Origin of the sequence: Streptomyces sp. NPDC029216 (assembly GCF_040648015.1) — a bacterium.
GTDB lineage: Bacteria > Actinomycetota > Actinomycetes > Streptomycetales > Streptomycetaceae > Streptomyces.
In genome coordinates this window covers 26,436-41,093 of sequence record NZ_JBEZWL010000038.1, presented here as the reverse complement: position 1 = coordinate 41,093, position 14,658 = coordinate 26,436, and the positions used below count along the sequence as shown (strand labels likewise).

13 protein-coding genes and 2 pseudogenes are annotated in these 14,658 nt (G+C 71.0%); 9 read left to right on the top strand and 6 right to left on the bottom strand.

Annotated elements, in window-relative coordinates; all coding sequences use genetic code 11:
• Positions 1-127: 127 nt before the first annotated feature.
• The 3 genes from AB0F18_RS16490 to AB0F18_RS16480 form a co-directional block, all read right to left on the bottom strand.
• The gene (locus AB0F18_RS16490) at positions 128-685 is read right to left on the bottom strand and encodes a DUF6817 domain-containing protein (protein ID WP_362060544.1); all 558 of its coding nucleotides are present in this window, start codon (positions 683-685) and stop codon (positions 128-130) included.
• 71 nt (positions 686-756) lie between these two features.
• Positions 757-1,377 carry a nucleoside/nucleotide kinase family protein gene (locus AB0F18_RS16485; protein ID WP_362060492.1) on the bottom strand — a complete coding sequence of 207 codons (621 nt, stop codon included), beginning with the start codon at positions 1,375-1,377 and terminating at the stop codon, positions 757-759.
• 272 nt (positions 1,378-1,649) lie between these two features.
• Complete coding sequence (locus tag AB0F18_RS16480) at positions 1,650-2,204, bottom strand: hypothetical protein (RefSeq protein ID WP_362060541.1); 555 nt, start codon at positions 2,202-2,204, stop codon at positions 1,650-1,652.
• Between the two features lie 413 nt (positions 2,205-2,617).
• Here AB0F18_RS16480 and AB0F18_RS16475 point away from each other — a divergent pair.
• Positions 2,618-2,859: pseudogene (locus AB0F18_RS16475) on the top strand (IS5/IS1182 family transposase); the annotation flags it as partial.
• A 23-nt stretch (positions 2,860-2,882) separates the two neighbouring features.
• Positions 2,883-3,155 (top strand): annotated as a pseudogene (locus tag AB0F18_RS16470) (transposase); the annotation flags it as partial.
• A gap of 644 nt (positions 3,156-3,799) precedes the next feature.
• On the opposite strand, the gene AB0F18_RS16465 reads toward AB0F18_RS16470, so the two are convergent.
• The gene (locus AB0F18_RS16465) at positions 3,800-4,420 is read right to left on the bottom strand and encodes a TetR/AcrR family transcriptional regulator (protein ID WP_362060489.1); all 621 of its coding nucleotides are present in this window, start codon (positions 4,418-4,420) and stop codon (positions 3,800-3,802) included.
• Between the two features lie 87 nt (positions 4,421-4,507).
• Between AB0F18_RS16465 and AB0F18_RS16460 the strand changes: the two genes are divergently transcribed.
• Complete coding sequence (locus tag AB0F18_RS16460) at positions 4,508-4,945, top strand: DUF4345 domain-containing protein (RefSeq protein ID WP_362060486.1); 438 nt, start codon at positions 4,508-4,510, stop codon at positions 4,943-4,945.
• A 1,261-nt stretch (positions 4,946-6,206) separates the two neighbouring features.
• Positions 6,207-6,641, top strand: a complete 435-nt coding sequence (locus AB0F18_RS16455) for a DUF5958 family protein (protein ID WP_362060483.1) — start codon at positions 6,207-6,209, stop codon at positions 6,639-6,641.
• Between the two features lie 58 nt (positions 6,642-6,699).
• On the opposite strand, the gene AB0F18_RS16450 is transcribed toward AB0F18_RS16455, so the two are convergent.
• Positions 6,700-7,662: a MerR family transcriptional regulator gene (locus AB0F18_RS16450; protein WP_362060481.1), complete on the bottom strand. Its 963-nt coding sequence runs from the start codon at positions 7,660-7,662 to the stop codon at positions 6,700-6,702.
• Positions 7,663-7,899: 237 nt separating this feature from the next.
• Between AB0F18_RS16450 and AB0F18_RS16445 the strand changes: the two genes are divergently transcribed.
• Both AB0F18_RS16445 and AB0F18_RS16440 read left to right on the top strand, forming a co-directional pair.
• Positions 7,900-9,549 (top strand): carboxylesterase family protein, encoded by a 1,650-nt coding sequence (locus tag AB0F18_RS16445; protein WP_362060478.1) that lies wholly within the window; start codon positions 7,900-7,902, stop codon positions 9,547-9,549.
• Positions 9,550-9,912: 363 nt separating this feature from the next.
• Entirely contained in the window at positions 9,913-10,365 is a 453-nt protein-coding gene (locus tag AB0F18_RS16440; RefSeq protein ID WP_362060475.1) for a hypothetical protein, read from the top strand.
• Between the two features lie 149 nt (positions 10,366-10,514).
• Here AB0F18_RS16440 and AB0F18_RS16435 read toward each other — a convergent pair whose 3' ends face one another.
• Positions 10,515-11,735, bottom strand: coding sequence for an acetylhydrolase (locus AB0F18_RS16435; RefSeq protein WP_362060472.1), 1,221 nt, complete (start codon positions 11,733-11,735; stop codon positions 10,515-10,517).
• A gap of 720 nt (positions 11,736-12,455) precedes the next feature.
• Between AB0F18_RS16435 and AB0F18_RS16430 the strand changes: the two genes are divergently transcribed.
• From AB0F18_RS16430 to AB0F18_RS16420, 3 genes are read left to right on the top strand one after another with little or no spacing between them, the layout of a single operon-like run.
• Positions 12,456-13,085 (top strand): DNA polymerase ligase N-terminal domain-containing protein, encoded by a 630-nt coding sequence (locus tag AB0F18_RS16430; RefSeq protein WP_362060469.1) that lies wholly within the window; start codon positions 12,456-12,458, stop codon positions 13,083-13,085.
• On the top strand, positions 13,082-13,999 hold the full coding sequence (ligD, locus tag AB0F18_RS16425; protein ID WP_362060467.1) for a non-homologous end-joining DNA ligase: 918 nt from the start codon (positions 13,082-13,084) through the stop codon (positions 13,997-13,999). The genes AB0F18_RS16430 and ligD overlap by 4 nt, the downstream gene beginning before the upstream one ends.
• On the top strand, positions 13,996-14,643 hold the full coding sequence (locus AB0F18_RS16420; RefSeq protein ID WP_362060464.1) for an endonuclease: 648 nt from the start codon (positions 13,996-13,998) through the stop codon (positions 14,641-14,643). Before ligD ends, AB0F18_RS16420 begins: the two co-directional genes overlap by 4 nt.
• The last annotated feature ends 15 nt before the right edge of the window (positions 14,644-14,658 follow it).

Here is a 14,658-nt window from a genome sequence, read left to right as displayed (position 1 = left end):
AAATGGTGTCAGCCCCCACCGACATCGCACCGACAGCCCCGGCGAGCCACCGACAGACGACCGTCACCACCGACAGACGACCGTCACCAGCGGCGACTCCGCGGTCGCCCCGGGGCCGAATTCGGCCTCAGCCGAGGACCGCGGTCACCTCGCGGCGGGTCGCCTCCGACAGGAGGGACGCCCAGCCTGTGAACAGTTCGAGCAGGCCCGCCCCATTGCGCTCGCGGAAGGACTCGTTCACCCTCGCCAGGTCCAGCTCGTTGGCCACCGTGAGCTCGGCGAAGTCCCGACGCTGCCGCAGCGACGCTGTGAACTCCTCACCCGTGAACCGGTCCCGGAAGGGCGCCTCCGCCCCGTCCGCTGCGGCGAGGCTGGGGTAAGAGGCCTTACGGTCGCAGCTGGCGTAGAAATACACGAGTTCCTCCGCCTCCGCACCGATCACCTCGGCCAGGCGACCGCGCTCGGACAGCTCCAGGAGTACCAACGGCAGCCCGTCGGTGCCGTAGAAGGCGTGACACAGCGCTGCGGTCCGCAGGACGGGCCGCGCACCCCACGCGGCGAGAAGCGCCTCGACGCGCAGCAGGTGGGTCAGGAGCGTGCCGCCGGAGTGTTTGATGGTCTCCGCTCCCAGCTCCTTGAGCAGGGCTATCGCCGGCGAATCGGTGCGCTGATCGTCGCTGTGCATCATGGGCCCATCATGACGAGCTCCCCGCGCCGGCGTATACGGGGACCGGCATGCGGACACCGCCGATTCCTTCAGGCGGTCTCGACGACGAGGTCGGCGCGGTGGCGGCCCAGGGCGACGAGGCGGGCGTTGGGCTCGTCCGAACGGGCCACCCAGGCGCGCGCGTACGCCGGGTCCTTGCCGTGCCTGACGTGGCGGGCGGTCAGCCGGTCCAGGCGCAGGTCGTCGGGCGGGTCGAGGTACCAGGCCTCGTCCAGGAGCGGCCGTACCGAGGCCCACTCCCCCGCGTCGTGCAGCAGGTAGTTCCCCTCGGTGATCACCAGCGGTACGTCCGGGGCGACGGGGATGCTGCCCGCGATCGGCTCCTCCAGCGAGCGGTTGAAGGCCGGCGCGTACACCGTGGACCCCTGTCGCGGCGCGCGCAGCCGCCGCAGCAGGGCCACGTAGCCGGCGGCGTCGAAGGTGTCCGGGGCGCCCTTGCGGTCGGCGCGGCCCGTGCGCTCCAGCACGGCCTGCGCGAGATGGAAGCCGTCCATCGGGACCACCACGGCCCGGTCCGGCCCGAGCGCTTGCGCGATCCGGGCGGCCAGTGTCGACTTTCCGGCCCCCGGGGGGCCGGCGATGCCCAGGACGCGCCGCTCGCCGGTGGTGGCCAGCGCCTCCGCTCTCGATACCGGTTCCGTCGTACGCATCCGTCCATCCTGCCCGAGGAACACCGCCCGGCCGTACCGGTTCCTCAAGGCCGTGCACGCCTGGTCCAGGCAGCCGTCGCCCGCGGCGGGGAGCGGATCAGCCCCACGACGAGAACGCCTGGCCGGCCCTCCCCGACGCCGAACCGCAGCAGTCGACCGGGACCACACCGCGCCTTCGTGCCGCTCGCACACGCACGACTCCCGGGCGTGCTTCTCACTGATCCGGTACCGGCCGAGGGACCACTCATGTCATACCCGTTGTCGATCGCGGTTCACGAGGCGTAGCGGCCGGTGGTCGCGTGCCATTCGTGGCTGCCTCCGAGCCATGCGCGCAGTCCGGAGAGGTAGCGCCACAGTTCCAGGGAGGCGATGGTGGCGCAGAGCTCTGTGTGTGCGGTTTCGAAGCTGCGGACGAGTTCATCGTGGTAGGCAGCACTGAGGTCGATGGCCTCCCGTAGCGGGCAGCCGCGTTCGGCGGCGATGACGTGGGGCAGGCCTCCGTCGCCGATGCCCGGCTCGGCTTCCTCGGCCATCGAGTAGAGGTCGTTGAGGATGATGCTGGCGCTGGCCGCGAGCATGGTGGTCCGGCGTACCGGGGGGTGGGCGTAGAGGGAGGCGGGCAGTTCGTATCCGCCGATGATGTCGATCAAGGTCATGTACGCCAGGAAGCTGTTGACCTGGCGGGCGGCCAGGTACTCCCATGCCGGTGGTGTGGTCCGGTTGGTCCGCCAGCCGGCTTCGGCGTTCATGACGACGAACATGGCCACGGTCTCGTGGCGGACCCGGCTGACCTGTGCGGGGGCGCCGAAGCCGGCTACCCGTTCGATTTAGGACCGCAGGCCCACCAGAACGGGGCCGCCGGCCAGGGCTTGCTCGAGTTCGTCCTGGTAGCCCCGGCCGCCACATGCGTTCCGAACGTAACAGCCGGCTCCTGTCAGCTGCATGGTCGGGCGAGGAGCGACCTCAAGAGGAGGACTTCGAGGGGATCGAGGACGCCATTGAGGCATGGGAAAAGCGCAGGGAACCAGTGATGTGGTCAGAGGACCGCACTGTCGGTGCCATCGTGATCTCAACGCTGGGCTGCGCCGCCCGCGAGTGGCTGATCATCAGCGGCCCGGAGCGTGGGCGAATGTGGTCCGACAGCAGGGTGGATGACGAAGACCTGAAGCCGCTTCTCGACGACACTGGTGCGCCGATGACCTTCGCTAGCTGGTATCTGGCGTGGCGTGAGAAGACCCTGGCACGCTACGTCGTCGATACAGGCTGCAAGGGGAAAGCCCTGCCCGCCGGCTAACCGCCATGGCGCACGGTCTGGGGGTTCATGGCCCGCTGGACCGCGGCTGGCTCATTGGTCAGATCCGCGACCACCTGCGCGGACGGATCCGCCGTGACATGGGCAAAAGGCCTCGTGCCGTCACCACGGTCATCGAGCCCCAGAGCGTGAAGGCCGCTGGAACCGTCGGCAAGAACTCACGCGGCCACCGGATTCATCGTCCTGCCCGCTCGCACAGGATCTCCGCCGGCCCTGGGAGCGGGCGGCGGAACCGAACAGACTCACACCTGCCCGCGTCCGGCGCGGGTTCAGGAACCTGCACGTGAAGACGGGCACGCCAGCCCGTGCACCGAAACCCACTCGGCCCGGCCCCGGCCGGCCACTCGGATCAAAGAACAGGCAGCCAGCCACCCGCTACGACGTCGGACGAGTTCTTGCTACCGGCGAGACCTACACCCGACCCGCACACCACAACGTCGGCACCAAACCCCGCAGGACAAGCTGACAAGCGACATCGAGCATCAGCACACTGAGCACATGCGATACGAGGAGAAGGCGAAGCTCACCGCCACGAGAGCCCTGGTCCCCGTGGCCATCCTTGTCGCCTCACCAGTGCTGCTGATTGCCGGAGCTCCGGTCCGTCGCAGATACCTCCGTTACGTCTACCGGGATAACGTCCCACCGATCCTGGACAAGCAGCAGGGCCGAATCAGTGTCCACTGGTTCGTGGTCACCAGCCCTCTTCTCGCATGGCTCTGCCGGCCCACAGAGTCGCTCGCCCAACTCATCTCGCGGCGAGGTTAAACGGCAAGCTTAGGCGGGCACTGCTGCGGTCACGACGCGAGCGGTTACCCACTCGAGGGTCTCCTCGTTCGCGGGAGCCGACCAGCGCCCGTCGACGCCCGAGTCAATGTGCACGACAGAGTCGGACAGACGAGCCGGCGGAGGCTCCGCATCGGCCACCCAGCGGTCGAGCCGCAGCTCCCGCCCAATCGCCCGGGGCGGGGGTGGGCGGGAGGAGCCAGCAGGTCGGCTGAGCGGCTTGGGCGGGGGGCGCCAGCGGCTGTCGCGGCGCCACCCGTACCGCCGCAATCGCCGAGGTAGAAGGTCCCCTCGTCGTGGATTACTTGGCCCGCCGGTTTGGCCGGTTCAGGCGGGTGGGGCGGGTGGCCAGTTGGGGGCGGGGTCCTTGGACAGCAAGGGGCGCAAGGCGCCGACCGCCGCGCCGATGCAGGTGTCCCGTAGCTCGGTGCGGGTGCAGGTCTCGCGGGTGAGCCAGTCCACGCACAGCACCTGGACGAACACGAGCCAGGCCTTCAGTGCCGCGGAGACGGCGGCGTGCGTGCGTTCGTCGGCGAGTGGGAGGACGCCGAGCAGGCGTGAGCGCAGGGCGTCGAGTTCGTCCGTCATGATCGTCTGGATGACAGGGTCGCCCGCCAGCACCCGGTTCGCGGCCAGGACTGCGTGGCGGTTCGCGATGAAGTAGTCGAGGTGGGCGTCCAGGCCCTGGGTGAGCTGCTCGACGAGCGTGGCACTGGGGTCGAACGTGGTCGCCTCCAGCAGTCGGTCGGCCGCCTGCTGGTAGACCGCCGCGAAGAGGGCGTGCTTGCTCGGGAAGTGCTGGTAGAGCAGGGCGCGGGACACGCCGGCCTGCCGGGCGACGTCTTCCATCAGCACGTCGTCGTAGGGGGCGGCGGAGAAGAGCTGAGCGCCGACGGCGAGCAGTTGGGCACGGCGGTCGGCAGGGGTCAGGCGTCGGCGGGGCGGCACGCACCCAGATTACTACTTGACACACGTCTACCAAAGAGGGCTACCCTCAAGCTAAGTAGACACACGTCAACTAAGTGGGGTGGAGTCATGGCCAAGGCACTCCGGGTGTTCGCATGGGCAATGGGCCTCGCCTGCACGGCGATCGGGCTGTTCCACGTGATCGGCGGCAATGCCGCGATTCCGGGCGAGGCCGACGCCGGCCCCACGATGGACAGCCTGGGCCGGTTCTTCGGCGCGATCTTCGCCGGGTACGGGCTGGCCTGGCTGTGGGCGGCCCGGCAGGACCCCGTCCCGGCGCAGGTGGTGCGGTGGCTCGCGGCGGTGTTCCTGCTGGGCGGCGTGGGGCGGTTGCTGTCACTGGCGGTGCACGGGTGGCCGCACGGGTTCCAGGTGGCACTGGCCGTGATCGAGCTGGTCTTCCCGCTGGTTTGGTTCTGGCTGGCGGATGCCGAGGAGCGGGCGGCCCGGGAGCGGCGGCCCTCGGGTGCTCCGGCCGCCAGGCCGTCCCTTCCGGATCTCGCCTGACCCGCGCCGCCCTGCGCCGTCCGTATCCGCCGCGCTGGGGAGACACCCCGGTGCGGCTACTCCCCGCGGAGTAGCGGCGGCGCCTTCCGCCGCGGGACGACCAAGGCACGCCCGCAGCGGCATTCTGGCTGTCGCACACCCTGGCCTGGCTTCTGAGCCGTACCCGACGGCCGGAGGCGGAGCGGCTACGCCTGATCCGCCTCACCGTCGCCGCGTACGGTGCCGTCGTCGCGCTGGTCACCGCCGCGGCCGCGGCCAGCCTCACCTTCGCGACTCCGGCCACCACGGCCGTGGTGAGCGCGGGCGTCACGATGGCTCCCGCATGCGCGTTCCTGGCGCTCGGCGTAGCGCCGGGTGTACGTGAGAACCGCAGATCCGGCCAGGTCCGGCGACCGGGGACCCAGCCATGGCTCGCACCGCGCCGCCCTGGCCGGCGGTCTGGCCGACGACCGGAGGCATGACACGTGACACATGACGCGGACCGCGGGCAGGAAGCGCCCCGGGACCGTCTTGAGCGGGGCAGCGCAGGGGCCGCAGCCCGCCCGGCGCACCATCCCGGACACCGCCCGCCGCTGGACAGGTTCGGTGCCTGCCCCAGCGATGGCGCAAGGTGATCCGGGTTGCCAGGCTCTGGCGGGAGGTCTTGGGCGAGTTGGGTGAGAACGGTGTTGCAGGCTGGCCGGATGGGAATGTCGTGCGCGCTAAGCCGGTGGGCCAGCACGGTGGCGGAGAGGTGCTGGCCGGGGCGGCTGGGTGAGTTTGCTGCCCAGCCAGAGGGTCCGGCCGGCGAGTTCGGTCAGCAGGGTGGCCAGCGGTCTGGGAAGGCGGATGGGGACGCAGTCCGGCATGACGGCTCGGTCGCCGTTGAATGTCGTCAGGCGTCGGCGGAGAGGGCGGTGGCGGGCCGCGGTGCGGGTGGGGTGGCGTTCGGTGCGGGCGGTGAGCTCGTCGCGGTCGGGCAAGGCCTGGTAGGTGACCCGGGTGGTGCGGAGAGAGGCACCGGCCGGAGGCTTGGGCCGTGGTGTCCAGGACCTCGTGGGTCAACGGCTGGCCGACGGGCGCGAGGTCGGTCAGCAGACGGGCGGAGTGCGAGTTTCGGAGACGGTTCAACGCCGTCCTCGGCGGCTCGCATTCACCCAGGGCAGTTTGCATCTGGCGGTATTCCATACCCATCAGACCCCGGCCGACCGGCCACACACAGGAGTGGGCGGCCCCATGACCGCCGCTACGGCCCGAAACGGCACCCTGCCATCATCAGAAGATGACAGAGACGAACCATGATGACGACCGCGCCCTCAGAGGTGAGACCGAGCGGATCGTCAACGAGATCGCCCAAGAACTCCGCACGCTGGACAGCGGAACGACCTGGTTCTCCGGCCTGTCCCTGCGGCAGCGGAAGAAGGCGCTACAGGAGGTGGCCAAGTACGCGATGCAGGCGCACATCACGGCCGCAGACGGCCGCGCCGGCGTGGCACGGGCCGGGGTGAAGCCCACCGCGAACCCCTCAGTGATGATCTGCATGGACCCACCCCGCTACGGATTCTCCGGCCTTCCCGCCGGCGAACACGTCACAGCGTTCCGCGTCCTCGTCTCCGTGTTCGCCGTCGCCGACACCCGCCGCAGACAGACCCACTGCAAGAACGCCTGTGGACACTCATGGCACAACCTGCAAGCACTCACCCAGCAGCAGCTGTAACAGCGGGCCTCTGCCACCACGCCACCCATGCACACACCAACGGGCATCCGAGCCGACGTCACATGCTCAGCAACTGCTGTTGGGCCTTGTGTGAGGGCGGGGTGCCAGGGGCGGTGCCGGTGATCGAGAGCGACAGGCCGTCGGTCAGCCATCGGTGAGCCACCGTCATGTTCAGGACGCGGCCGCCCGTGACGGTGCCGACCAGGGACCAGTACCGCTCCAGGCGGGGGTCGAAAGCCGACGACCGCGACACCAGCCCGTGCAGGTGGGCGCGGAAGGCAGGGGTGTCCGACTCCCGGCGGGCCCGGCCGTGGGCCGACACGAACGCGTCCACCGCCGGCCCCGCCCCGGGCGGCAGCCCCTGGGCGAGGGCGGCAGCCGTCAGGGCCGCGGCTTCGTCGATCTCCGCGTAGAAGGCCGGGCCGTCCCTCATCTCTTCGTCGTGGTCCTGGGTCCAGCGGGTGAAGCTGGGCGTGGCGATGAGCAGGTGCATCTCGGCGTAGGCCAGGGCCGTGGCGGGGACGGGGTCCTGGGGCGGGGCGGGGGCCAACATGGCGGTCATGATGTCGAGTCGGCGTTTGGGCATGGCCGCGGACAGCTCCCGGTACCAGTGGTCGGTGAGGGTGCGCTGCGCCTCCGGAAGCCGCTGGACGCGCGAGAGTATCTCCAGCCGCCGCAGTCGCTCCTCCCCCGCGCAGTCGTCCAGGGCCTTGAGCGTCGCCTCGCGCCACCGTAGTTCGGTCAGGCGTTCCTGTACTGCTCCGAGCTCGGAGGAAACCAGTTCGTCGAGGGTGCGCTCACCCGTGACCACTTGGGTGATGGTCGCGATCGGGGTGTCCAGCGCCCGCAGCCGTCTGATGAGCCGGATCCGCTCCCACGCCTCGGGGCCGTAGCGCCGATGGCCACCGCTGCTGCGGGCGGCCACGGGCAGCAGGCCGCTGTCGGAGTAGTAGCGGACGGTCTTGACGGGCAGGCCCGTTCCGGCCGCGAGCTCACCGATGCTCCATGTGTCTTGCGTCACAACTCTTGAACCTCCAGCGCGCGGGAGGTCCTAGCGTATTTATCACCGACGGCGTCGGCCCGCTCCGATGCCGCAGCTCAGACCATGTACGCGGCCGGCCTGACCGGTGTGCCCGCGTACGTCCTCGTACGGCCGGGACGGCCTCGTCCCGTGCCGTCCCCGACCCAAGAACGGTTGGTGTGCATGTCCCCGACCACGACAGCACCGCGTCCCGGCCGGAGAGCCGCACTCCGCGTGGTGCTCCTCCCCTTGCTGTGCACGGCGGCACTCCTCACGGCCACCACCACACCCGCCGTCGCACGCCCTGGCGCCCCTGACTCCGCGGGGCAGGGCGGTACCGTCGTCCGGACCGAACAGGGCCTGGTACGCGGTATATCGCACGGCGCGTACGCCACCTTCGGCGGCCTTCCCTACGCCGCGCCGCCGACCGGACCGCTGCGCTGGCAGGCTCCCGTGCCCGCCGCCGCATGGCAGGGCGTCCGCGACGCGACGAAGCCGGCCCAGCGCTGTGTGCAGATGCCGACACCGGGGACGGGCGCGGACGCGGGCGCTGTCGTCGGCTCGGAGGACTGCCTCTACCTCAACGTCACGGTGCCGACGACGAAGCCGTCCGGGAAGAAGCGGCCCGTGCTGGTGTGGATGCACGGCGGCGCGTTCCTGGGCGGTTCCGGCAGCGATTACGGTGCGGAACGCCTGGCGGTTCAGGGTGACGCCGTCGTCGTCACGGTCAACTACCGGCTGGGGATCTTCGGCTACTTCGGGCACGCAGGGCTGGGCGCCGCCCCGCCGTTCGGCCTGGCAGACCAGCAGGCCGCCCTGCGCTGGGTGCAGGCCAACGCCGAACGTTTCGGCGGCGATCCGGGCGGGGTCACGCTGTTCGGGGAGTCCGCAGGTGCCCTCGGTATCTGCGCGCACCTCACCTCCCCGACGGCCGCGGGGCTTTTCCAGCGCGCCATCCTCCAGAGCGGTTCCTGCCTCACGTCCTTCCCGCGCGGCGCCCTCGCCCCCGGAGCACCGGCTTACGAGCCGTTCGCCTCGCAGACCGACGTCCGGACGGCCGGCGCGGAGGCCGCCCGGCAACTGGGCTGCACGGCGGGTGGCGGGGACGAGGTGCTCGCGTGCCTGCGCGGGCAGAGCACCGAACGTCTCGCCACCGCGCAGCTGATGCAGTCCTTCAACCGGCCCGCCTACGGCAACGAACTGCTGCCGGTCGCACCGGACGAGGCGTTGGCGTCGGGACGCTTCCACCGCGTGCCGGTCTTGCTGGGCACCAACCACGATGAGATGCGGATGTTCGTGGGCCTCTCGCTCGCCGCGTTCCCCATACGCACCGAGAGCGACTATCGCGCCCGTCTGGCGGACGCCTTCGGGCCCGCGGCCGCGGCCGTCGAGGCACGGTACCCGGCGGCACGGCATGGCTCTCCCGCGCTGGCGTGGGCTGCGGTGCTCACCGACCGGTCGTTCACGTGCACCACGCTGGCAGCCGGCCGGGCCATCGCCGCACACGCTCCGGGCCTGCCGCTCTACGCCTACGAGTTCAATGACCCGGACGCTCCCGTCCTCGCCGGCCTGCCCGCGAATCCGGGCTTCCTTTACGGCGCGGCGCACGGCTTCGAGATGCCGTTCCTGTTCCCCTCCCTCCCCATCGAACGACCGCTGACCGACGAACAGTCCTCTCTGTCGGACCGGATGGTCGGCTACTGGACGAACTTCGCGCGCACCGGCAATCCGAACACCGCCGACGCGCCGCGCTGGCCCAGGCTCCGCCCGTCGTCACCTCCTCTCGGGCCGTCAGTGCAGTCGCTGGCTCCGGGGCCGGGCGGGATCCGCCCCGTCGACGTGTACTCCGCACACGGATGCTCCTTGTGGGACCGGCTGGCCGAGTGAGCCGAGCGACGACGGGCACCTCGACAGCTGCACGCGGACTGCAGTACAGCCCCGAGCATGCCCGCTGATCACGCTGTCGCACCGGGGGCTCCGCGATCCCTGACAGAGTCGGGCTGATGGGGGGGGGGAACCACCCCTGCCGCTTCCCCCCTTTCGGCAGGAGGCGAGGAGTGTGTCCGGCGTCGGCCGCGTGCTGGTGGGCGGGAGCGGAGGCGGAATCGACCGCCACGTTCCAGTCCACCGCTGCGGCCGGCGTCCATATGACAGTTGTCATGTCGCATGGGTGATCCACAGCCCTGCCGCAGCCGCGGCCCCCTCGGGCAAGGTGATGGTCAACACCACGACCTCGGGGGAAACATGAAGATGCTCACCAGGAAGACCGGCACGGACGAAGCGATCAGCCACACCGACCTCGCGCCCGCCGATTACCGGCTGCCGGTCTGGTTCTTCGCCTTCGAGGGAGTGCTGGCGGCCGCGTTCGACATCCTCAAGGCGTTCCCCGGGGCCTGGCCGGTGCTGGTGGTGCTCCTGGTCGTGAACATCGGTATCTCCCTGACCCTGATGCGCCGCCGGATCAAGCTCGCCAAGGCGCTGTGGCGCGGCAAGGAGACCCGCAAGATCGCCCTCGGGTTGATCGCCCTGCGGATCGGCAGCCACTTCGTGCTCAACGGCCTGGGCCTGGCCGTCACCACCACCTTCGGCCACGTGCTCTTCGCCCTCTTCATGGCGGCGACCACCGTCGGCCTGCTCGCCTACTCCCAGAACACCGCCATCCGCGCCCTCACTCGTGCACCCGAGCCGCAGCCGGCCGGCTGACCTCCCCTGGCTGGATGTCCAACACTTTCTGGTCGGGGCCGGCAGGAAGAACCGCTCGGCTCCCTATTCCAGAGGCACCGCGCCCCGGCCGTACCCACTGACGACCAACCGCCGCCCCCCGTTCACACCAGTGCCGGTCCCCTGGCCACTCAGGGGAGGAACGTCACTGCCGGGAAGGCCGGGGACGGTCCATCGAGTAGGTGCCCACGGTGGTGGCGCAGGTGCTCGTCGAAGAACGCGAGCGGGAACGCCTGCTGGATCTTCACCGCCTGGTCGGGATCGAGGGTGCCGATCACGTCCTGGAGCTGCTGCCGGCTCCATCCGTACAGTTTCGCCACCTGTGGGAACAGCGCCTCGTTGTCGCCGTACGAGACGTGGACGGCGCCCTGGGCCGCAATGTTCAGCCGCCAGCCGCGCAGGTGCGACCAGAATGCGGCGGCCTCGGGATCCGTGGCCCGGGTGAACACGGCGGACATCATCATGAAGGGCCGGTCCAAATCGCCTGCCAGTGGCGGGTTCATCTGCATCGGGGCGTCGAGGCTGAGCCCGGCCCGGATGCGCTCGTCCGCGAGCATGGCGCAGGCGGTGGCTGTCCCGCCCTTGGACCAGCCGAACGCGCCCATGCGCCGCGGGTCGAGGGAGCCGAGCAGCCCGGCCGGCAGCTCCCGGTGGTCGACGTCAGGATTGCACCCGGCTGCGAGCTGCTCGACGCAGTCGAGAACGAAGCGCAGGTCAGTCGCAAAGTCTCCGGGCAGCGTCGGCGCCTGCCTGTCGCGCAGCGGGACGGCGATCCTGCCGTCGGGGAACTCGGTGTACGCATCGTACTGGTGAGCCACCGTCACCACCGCGTACCCATGGCTGGCGAGCTCCTGGACCATGACGGTGTGGTCGCCCTGGTGGCTGTGCGCGCCGTGGGAGAACACGACGACAGGCAGCCGACGTCCCGTTCGCCGGACCGGAGCACCAACGTGGCCGGCGGTGAGCGGCCCCAGAGGGACCAGATCACTGAACCCGACGTCGGCGAGGAACGCCTGAAGTGCGCCGGCGGGCATCCAGGGCGCCACCGGGTACCGCTCGACGTCCTGGGCGGGGTACCAGACGGTGGCCATCAGCTCGCGGAAGTGCCCCGGGCCCGCGATGTCGTCCGGACGCGACCGGTCAACGAGGTGCAGCTGAACGGTGCCCACCGGATACGGCCCGGTGGGCACGGGCAGCATGAGCCGCGCCGCGGCGACGGCCGGGTCGGCCGGGTCGGCCCACGCGGGGCCGGCAACGGCGGCAAGCGGCACGGCGGCCCCGGCGGCCAGTGCGGCTCCCAGCATGCTGCGGCGCGTCATGCCCTTCCGGCTGATGAACGGTGTGGTGATCAAGGGCCCTCCCCCAATCGTCAACCGTGCCGCAACGGCCAGTCCGTGGGCACAGGGGAACCCTGTCACGTGCCCCTCCCGGGCAACATCGGCCCACGGGTTTACACCCTGGGGCCAATGCGGTGGGCGGTCGGCCGCCTCTCCCGGGCCCCGCTCCTTCTCCTGACCCCCCAGGCGCCTCGGGTGGCGCGGCGGACCGCGTCGGATGGTCGAAGGACCGGGCCCCCGGTGGCAGATCACCGGAGATCGAGGGCAGATGCTCCAGGTAGCGAGACGGGTCCAGCACCCCTGACAGGTCGCCGACCTGCGCATCGAGATCGACGTACTCCATCAGCCCTGCCCCCTTGCGGCTTCCTACCGGGCGACGAATCGTCGCACAGGCTCACCAGGCCTCCGTCCGGGCGCCGGCGCCCGACTGCCGGGGCACCACGCCGGACGGGACCGCACCAGCCTGGCGAGCCACCTCGGCACGGGCCGCCGCATCCGTCGGCAGAGCCAAGGACCATGATTCGCAGGGTTTGCAGGCACGCGACGGCCCGGCCCTGCGTGATCAGAGACGGGCCGCCGACCGTTGCGGAGCCCTCCTGCTCGGCTGCTCCGCGCCATGGATACAGGCTGGTATCCGCTGCTCACGATCCGCAGCCAGGGCTCCGTGGATGAGGGCCGCGAAGCGGGGTAGCCGCCTCGGTGGGGTGCCTTGCCCGACGGCGTGAGGAGGATGCGATGACGGCCAGGAGGCCGCTGGACCGCTACCACCGGCGACGTGACTTCTCCAGGACGGCCGAGCCCCAGGGCCGGCTCGAAGAGGCGTCCGGCGAGCGGCCCTCGTACGTCGTGCAGATCCACGACGCCAGCAGCATGCACTTCGATTTCCGGCTGGAAGCGGACAGCGTGCTCAAATCCTTCGCCGTGCCCAAAGGGCCCTCGAACGACCCGCACGACAAGCGCTTCGCGACACCGACCGAGGACCATCCGCTGGAGTACCGCGACTTCGAGGGCACGATTCCGGAAGGCGAGTACGGCGGCGGCACGGTGATCGTCTGGGACCAGGGAACGTACCGCAACGCCACCTCCGACCGCGACGGCCACGAGATCCCCCTCACCGAAGGCCTGGAGCGGGGCCACGCCTCCTTCCGGCTCGACGGCCGCAAGCTGCACGGCGGCTACTCGCTCACCCGGATACGTGACACGGAGGACGGCGGTAAGGAGGCCTGGCTGCTGGTCAAGCACGCCGACGAGCGCGCCTCCACCACCGGTACGCCCGACCCCCGGCGGGCACGGTCGGTCCGTACCGGCCGGACCCTGCACCAGGTCGCGGCCGCCGCACGCCCGGGGCGGGGTGACCACCCTTGACCCGCCCCGGGACCGGCCGCCACGTCGTCGAGATCAGCCGCCCGGACAAGGTCCTCTTCCCCGGTGACGGCATCACCAAGGACGACCTCGCCGGCTACTACCGCACGGTCGCCCGGCGCATGCTGCCCCATCTGCGCGGACGGCCCCTCATGCTGGAACGGCATCCCGACGGGACCGACGGCCCGGCCTTCATGCAGAAGGACGTCCCGGACCACTTCCCGGACTGGATCCACCGTGCCGAGCTGCCCAAGGAAGGCGGCACCGTCACCTACGTGATCTGCGACGACACCGCCACCCTCCTCTACCTGGCCGACCAGGCGTGCACCACCCCGCACCGCTTCCTGTCCAAGGCCGACCGGCCCGGCCACCCGGACCGGCTGGTGTTCGACCTCGATCCGGCGGGCGAGGACTTCACCCCGGTGCGGGAGGCCGCGCTCGGCCTCCACCAGCTGCTGGACGAGCTGGAACTGCCGTCCCTGCTCATGGCCACGGGCTCCCGCGGCCTGCACGTCGTGGTGGCCCTCGACCGCCGTACGCCCTTCGACGACGTACGGGACTTCGCGCGCGGTGTCGCCGACGTCCTGGCCGCCCGCCACCCCGACCGCTTCACCACCGAGGCCCGGAAGAAGGCCCGTCGCGGCCGGCTCTACCTCGACATCGGGCGCAACGCCTACGCCCAGACCGCCGTCGCCCCCTACGCCGTCCGCGCCCGCCCCGGCGCCCCCGTCGCGGCCCCGCTGGCCTGGAGTGAACTCGACGACCCGGACCTCACGGCCCGCCGCTGGACCCTCGCCACCGTCGAGGGCCTGCTCGGGAACGACCCGTGGCAGGACCCGCCTCGGCCCCGCTCCCTCCGAAACCCCCGCAGCCTCCTCACCGCACTGATCCGCGACGAAGGGAACCCGTCGCCATGACGCAGCGACGGCGCACGACCGTACGACGGCTGATGGACGCCTACGGGCGGACGCACGCCGAGGAAGCCGGCATCAGGCTGCGGAACACGCCCGCGCCCCTGTACCAGCTGCTCACCCTCTGCGTGCTCTTCTCGGTACGCATCAAGGCCGACATCGCGGTGGCCGCGGCCCGCGAGCTGTTCGCGGCCGGGATGCGCACACCGCGGGCGATGGCCGAGGCGTCCTGGCAGGACCGGGTGGACGCGCTCGGCCGCGCCCACTACCGCCGCTACGACGAGAGCACGGCCACCGCGCTGGGCGACGGGGCGGAGCTCGTCCTCGACCGGTACCGCGGAGACCTGCGCCGGCTCCGCGACGCGGCCGACGGCGACCCCGACCGGATCCGAGAGCTCCTGCAGGAGGTCCCGCGGATCGGGCCGGTGGGAGCGGACATCTTCTGCCGTGAGGCCCAGGCCGTGTGGCCCGAGCTGCGCCCCTCCTTCGACGACCGCGCGCGTGCGGCCGCCGCCGAGCTCGGCCTCCCGTCCTCGCCCGAGGGCCTCGCGCGCCTCGTGGACGCCGAAAACCTGCCGCGGCTGGCCGCCGCCCTGGTGAGGGCCGAACTCTCCAAGACCGCCGTCGACGACCTCCTGAAGACCGGCTGACAGGACGTCGGTGTG

Bases quoted from the DNA above. Each gene is read 5' to 3' on its own strand.
- AB0F18_RS16490 (WP_362060544.1), bottom strand. From the start codon at position 685: ATGCACAGCGACGATCAGCGCACCGATTCGCCGGCGATAGCCCTGCTC.
- AB0F18_RS16485 (WP_362060492.1), bottom strand. From the start codon at position 1,377: ATGCGTACGACGGAACCGGTATCGAGAGCGGAGGCGCTGGCCACCACC.
- AB0F18_RS16460 (WP_362060486.1), top strand. From the start codon at position 4,508: ATGGCCAAGGCACTCCGGGTGTTCGCATGGGCAATGGGCCTCGCCTGC.
- AB0F18_RS16455 (WP_362060483.1), top strand. From the start codon at position 6,207: ATGACAGAGACGAACCATGATGACGACCGCGCCCTCAGAGGTGAGACC.
- AB0F18_RS16440 (WP_362060475.1), top strand. From the start codon at position 9,913: ATGCTCACCAGGAAGACCGGCACGGACGAAGCGATCAGCCACACCGAC.
- AB0F18_RS16430 (WP_362060469.1), top strand. From the start codon at position 12,456: ATGACGGCCAGGAGGCCGCTGGACCGCTACCACCGGCGACGTGACTTC.
- AB0F18_RS16420 (WP_362060464.1), top strand. From the start codon at position 13,996: ATGACGCAGCGACGGCGCACGACCGTACGACGGCTGATGGACGCCTAC.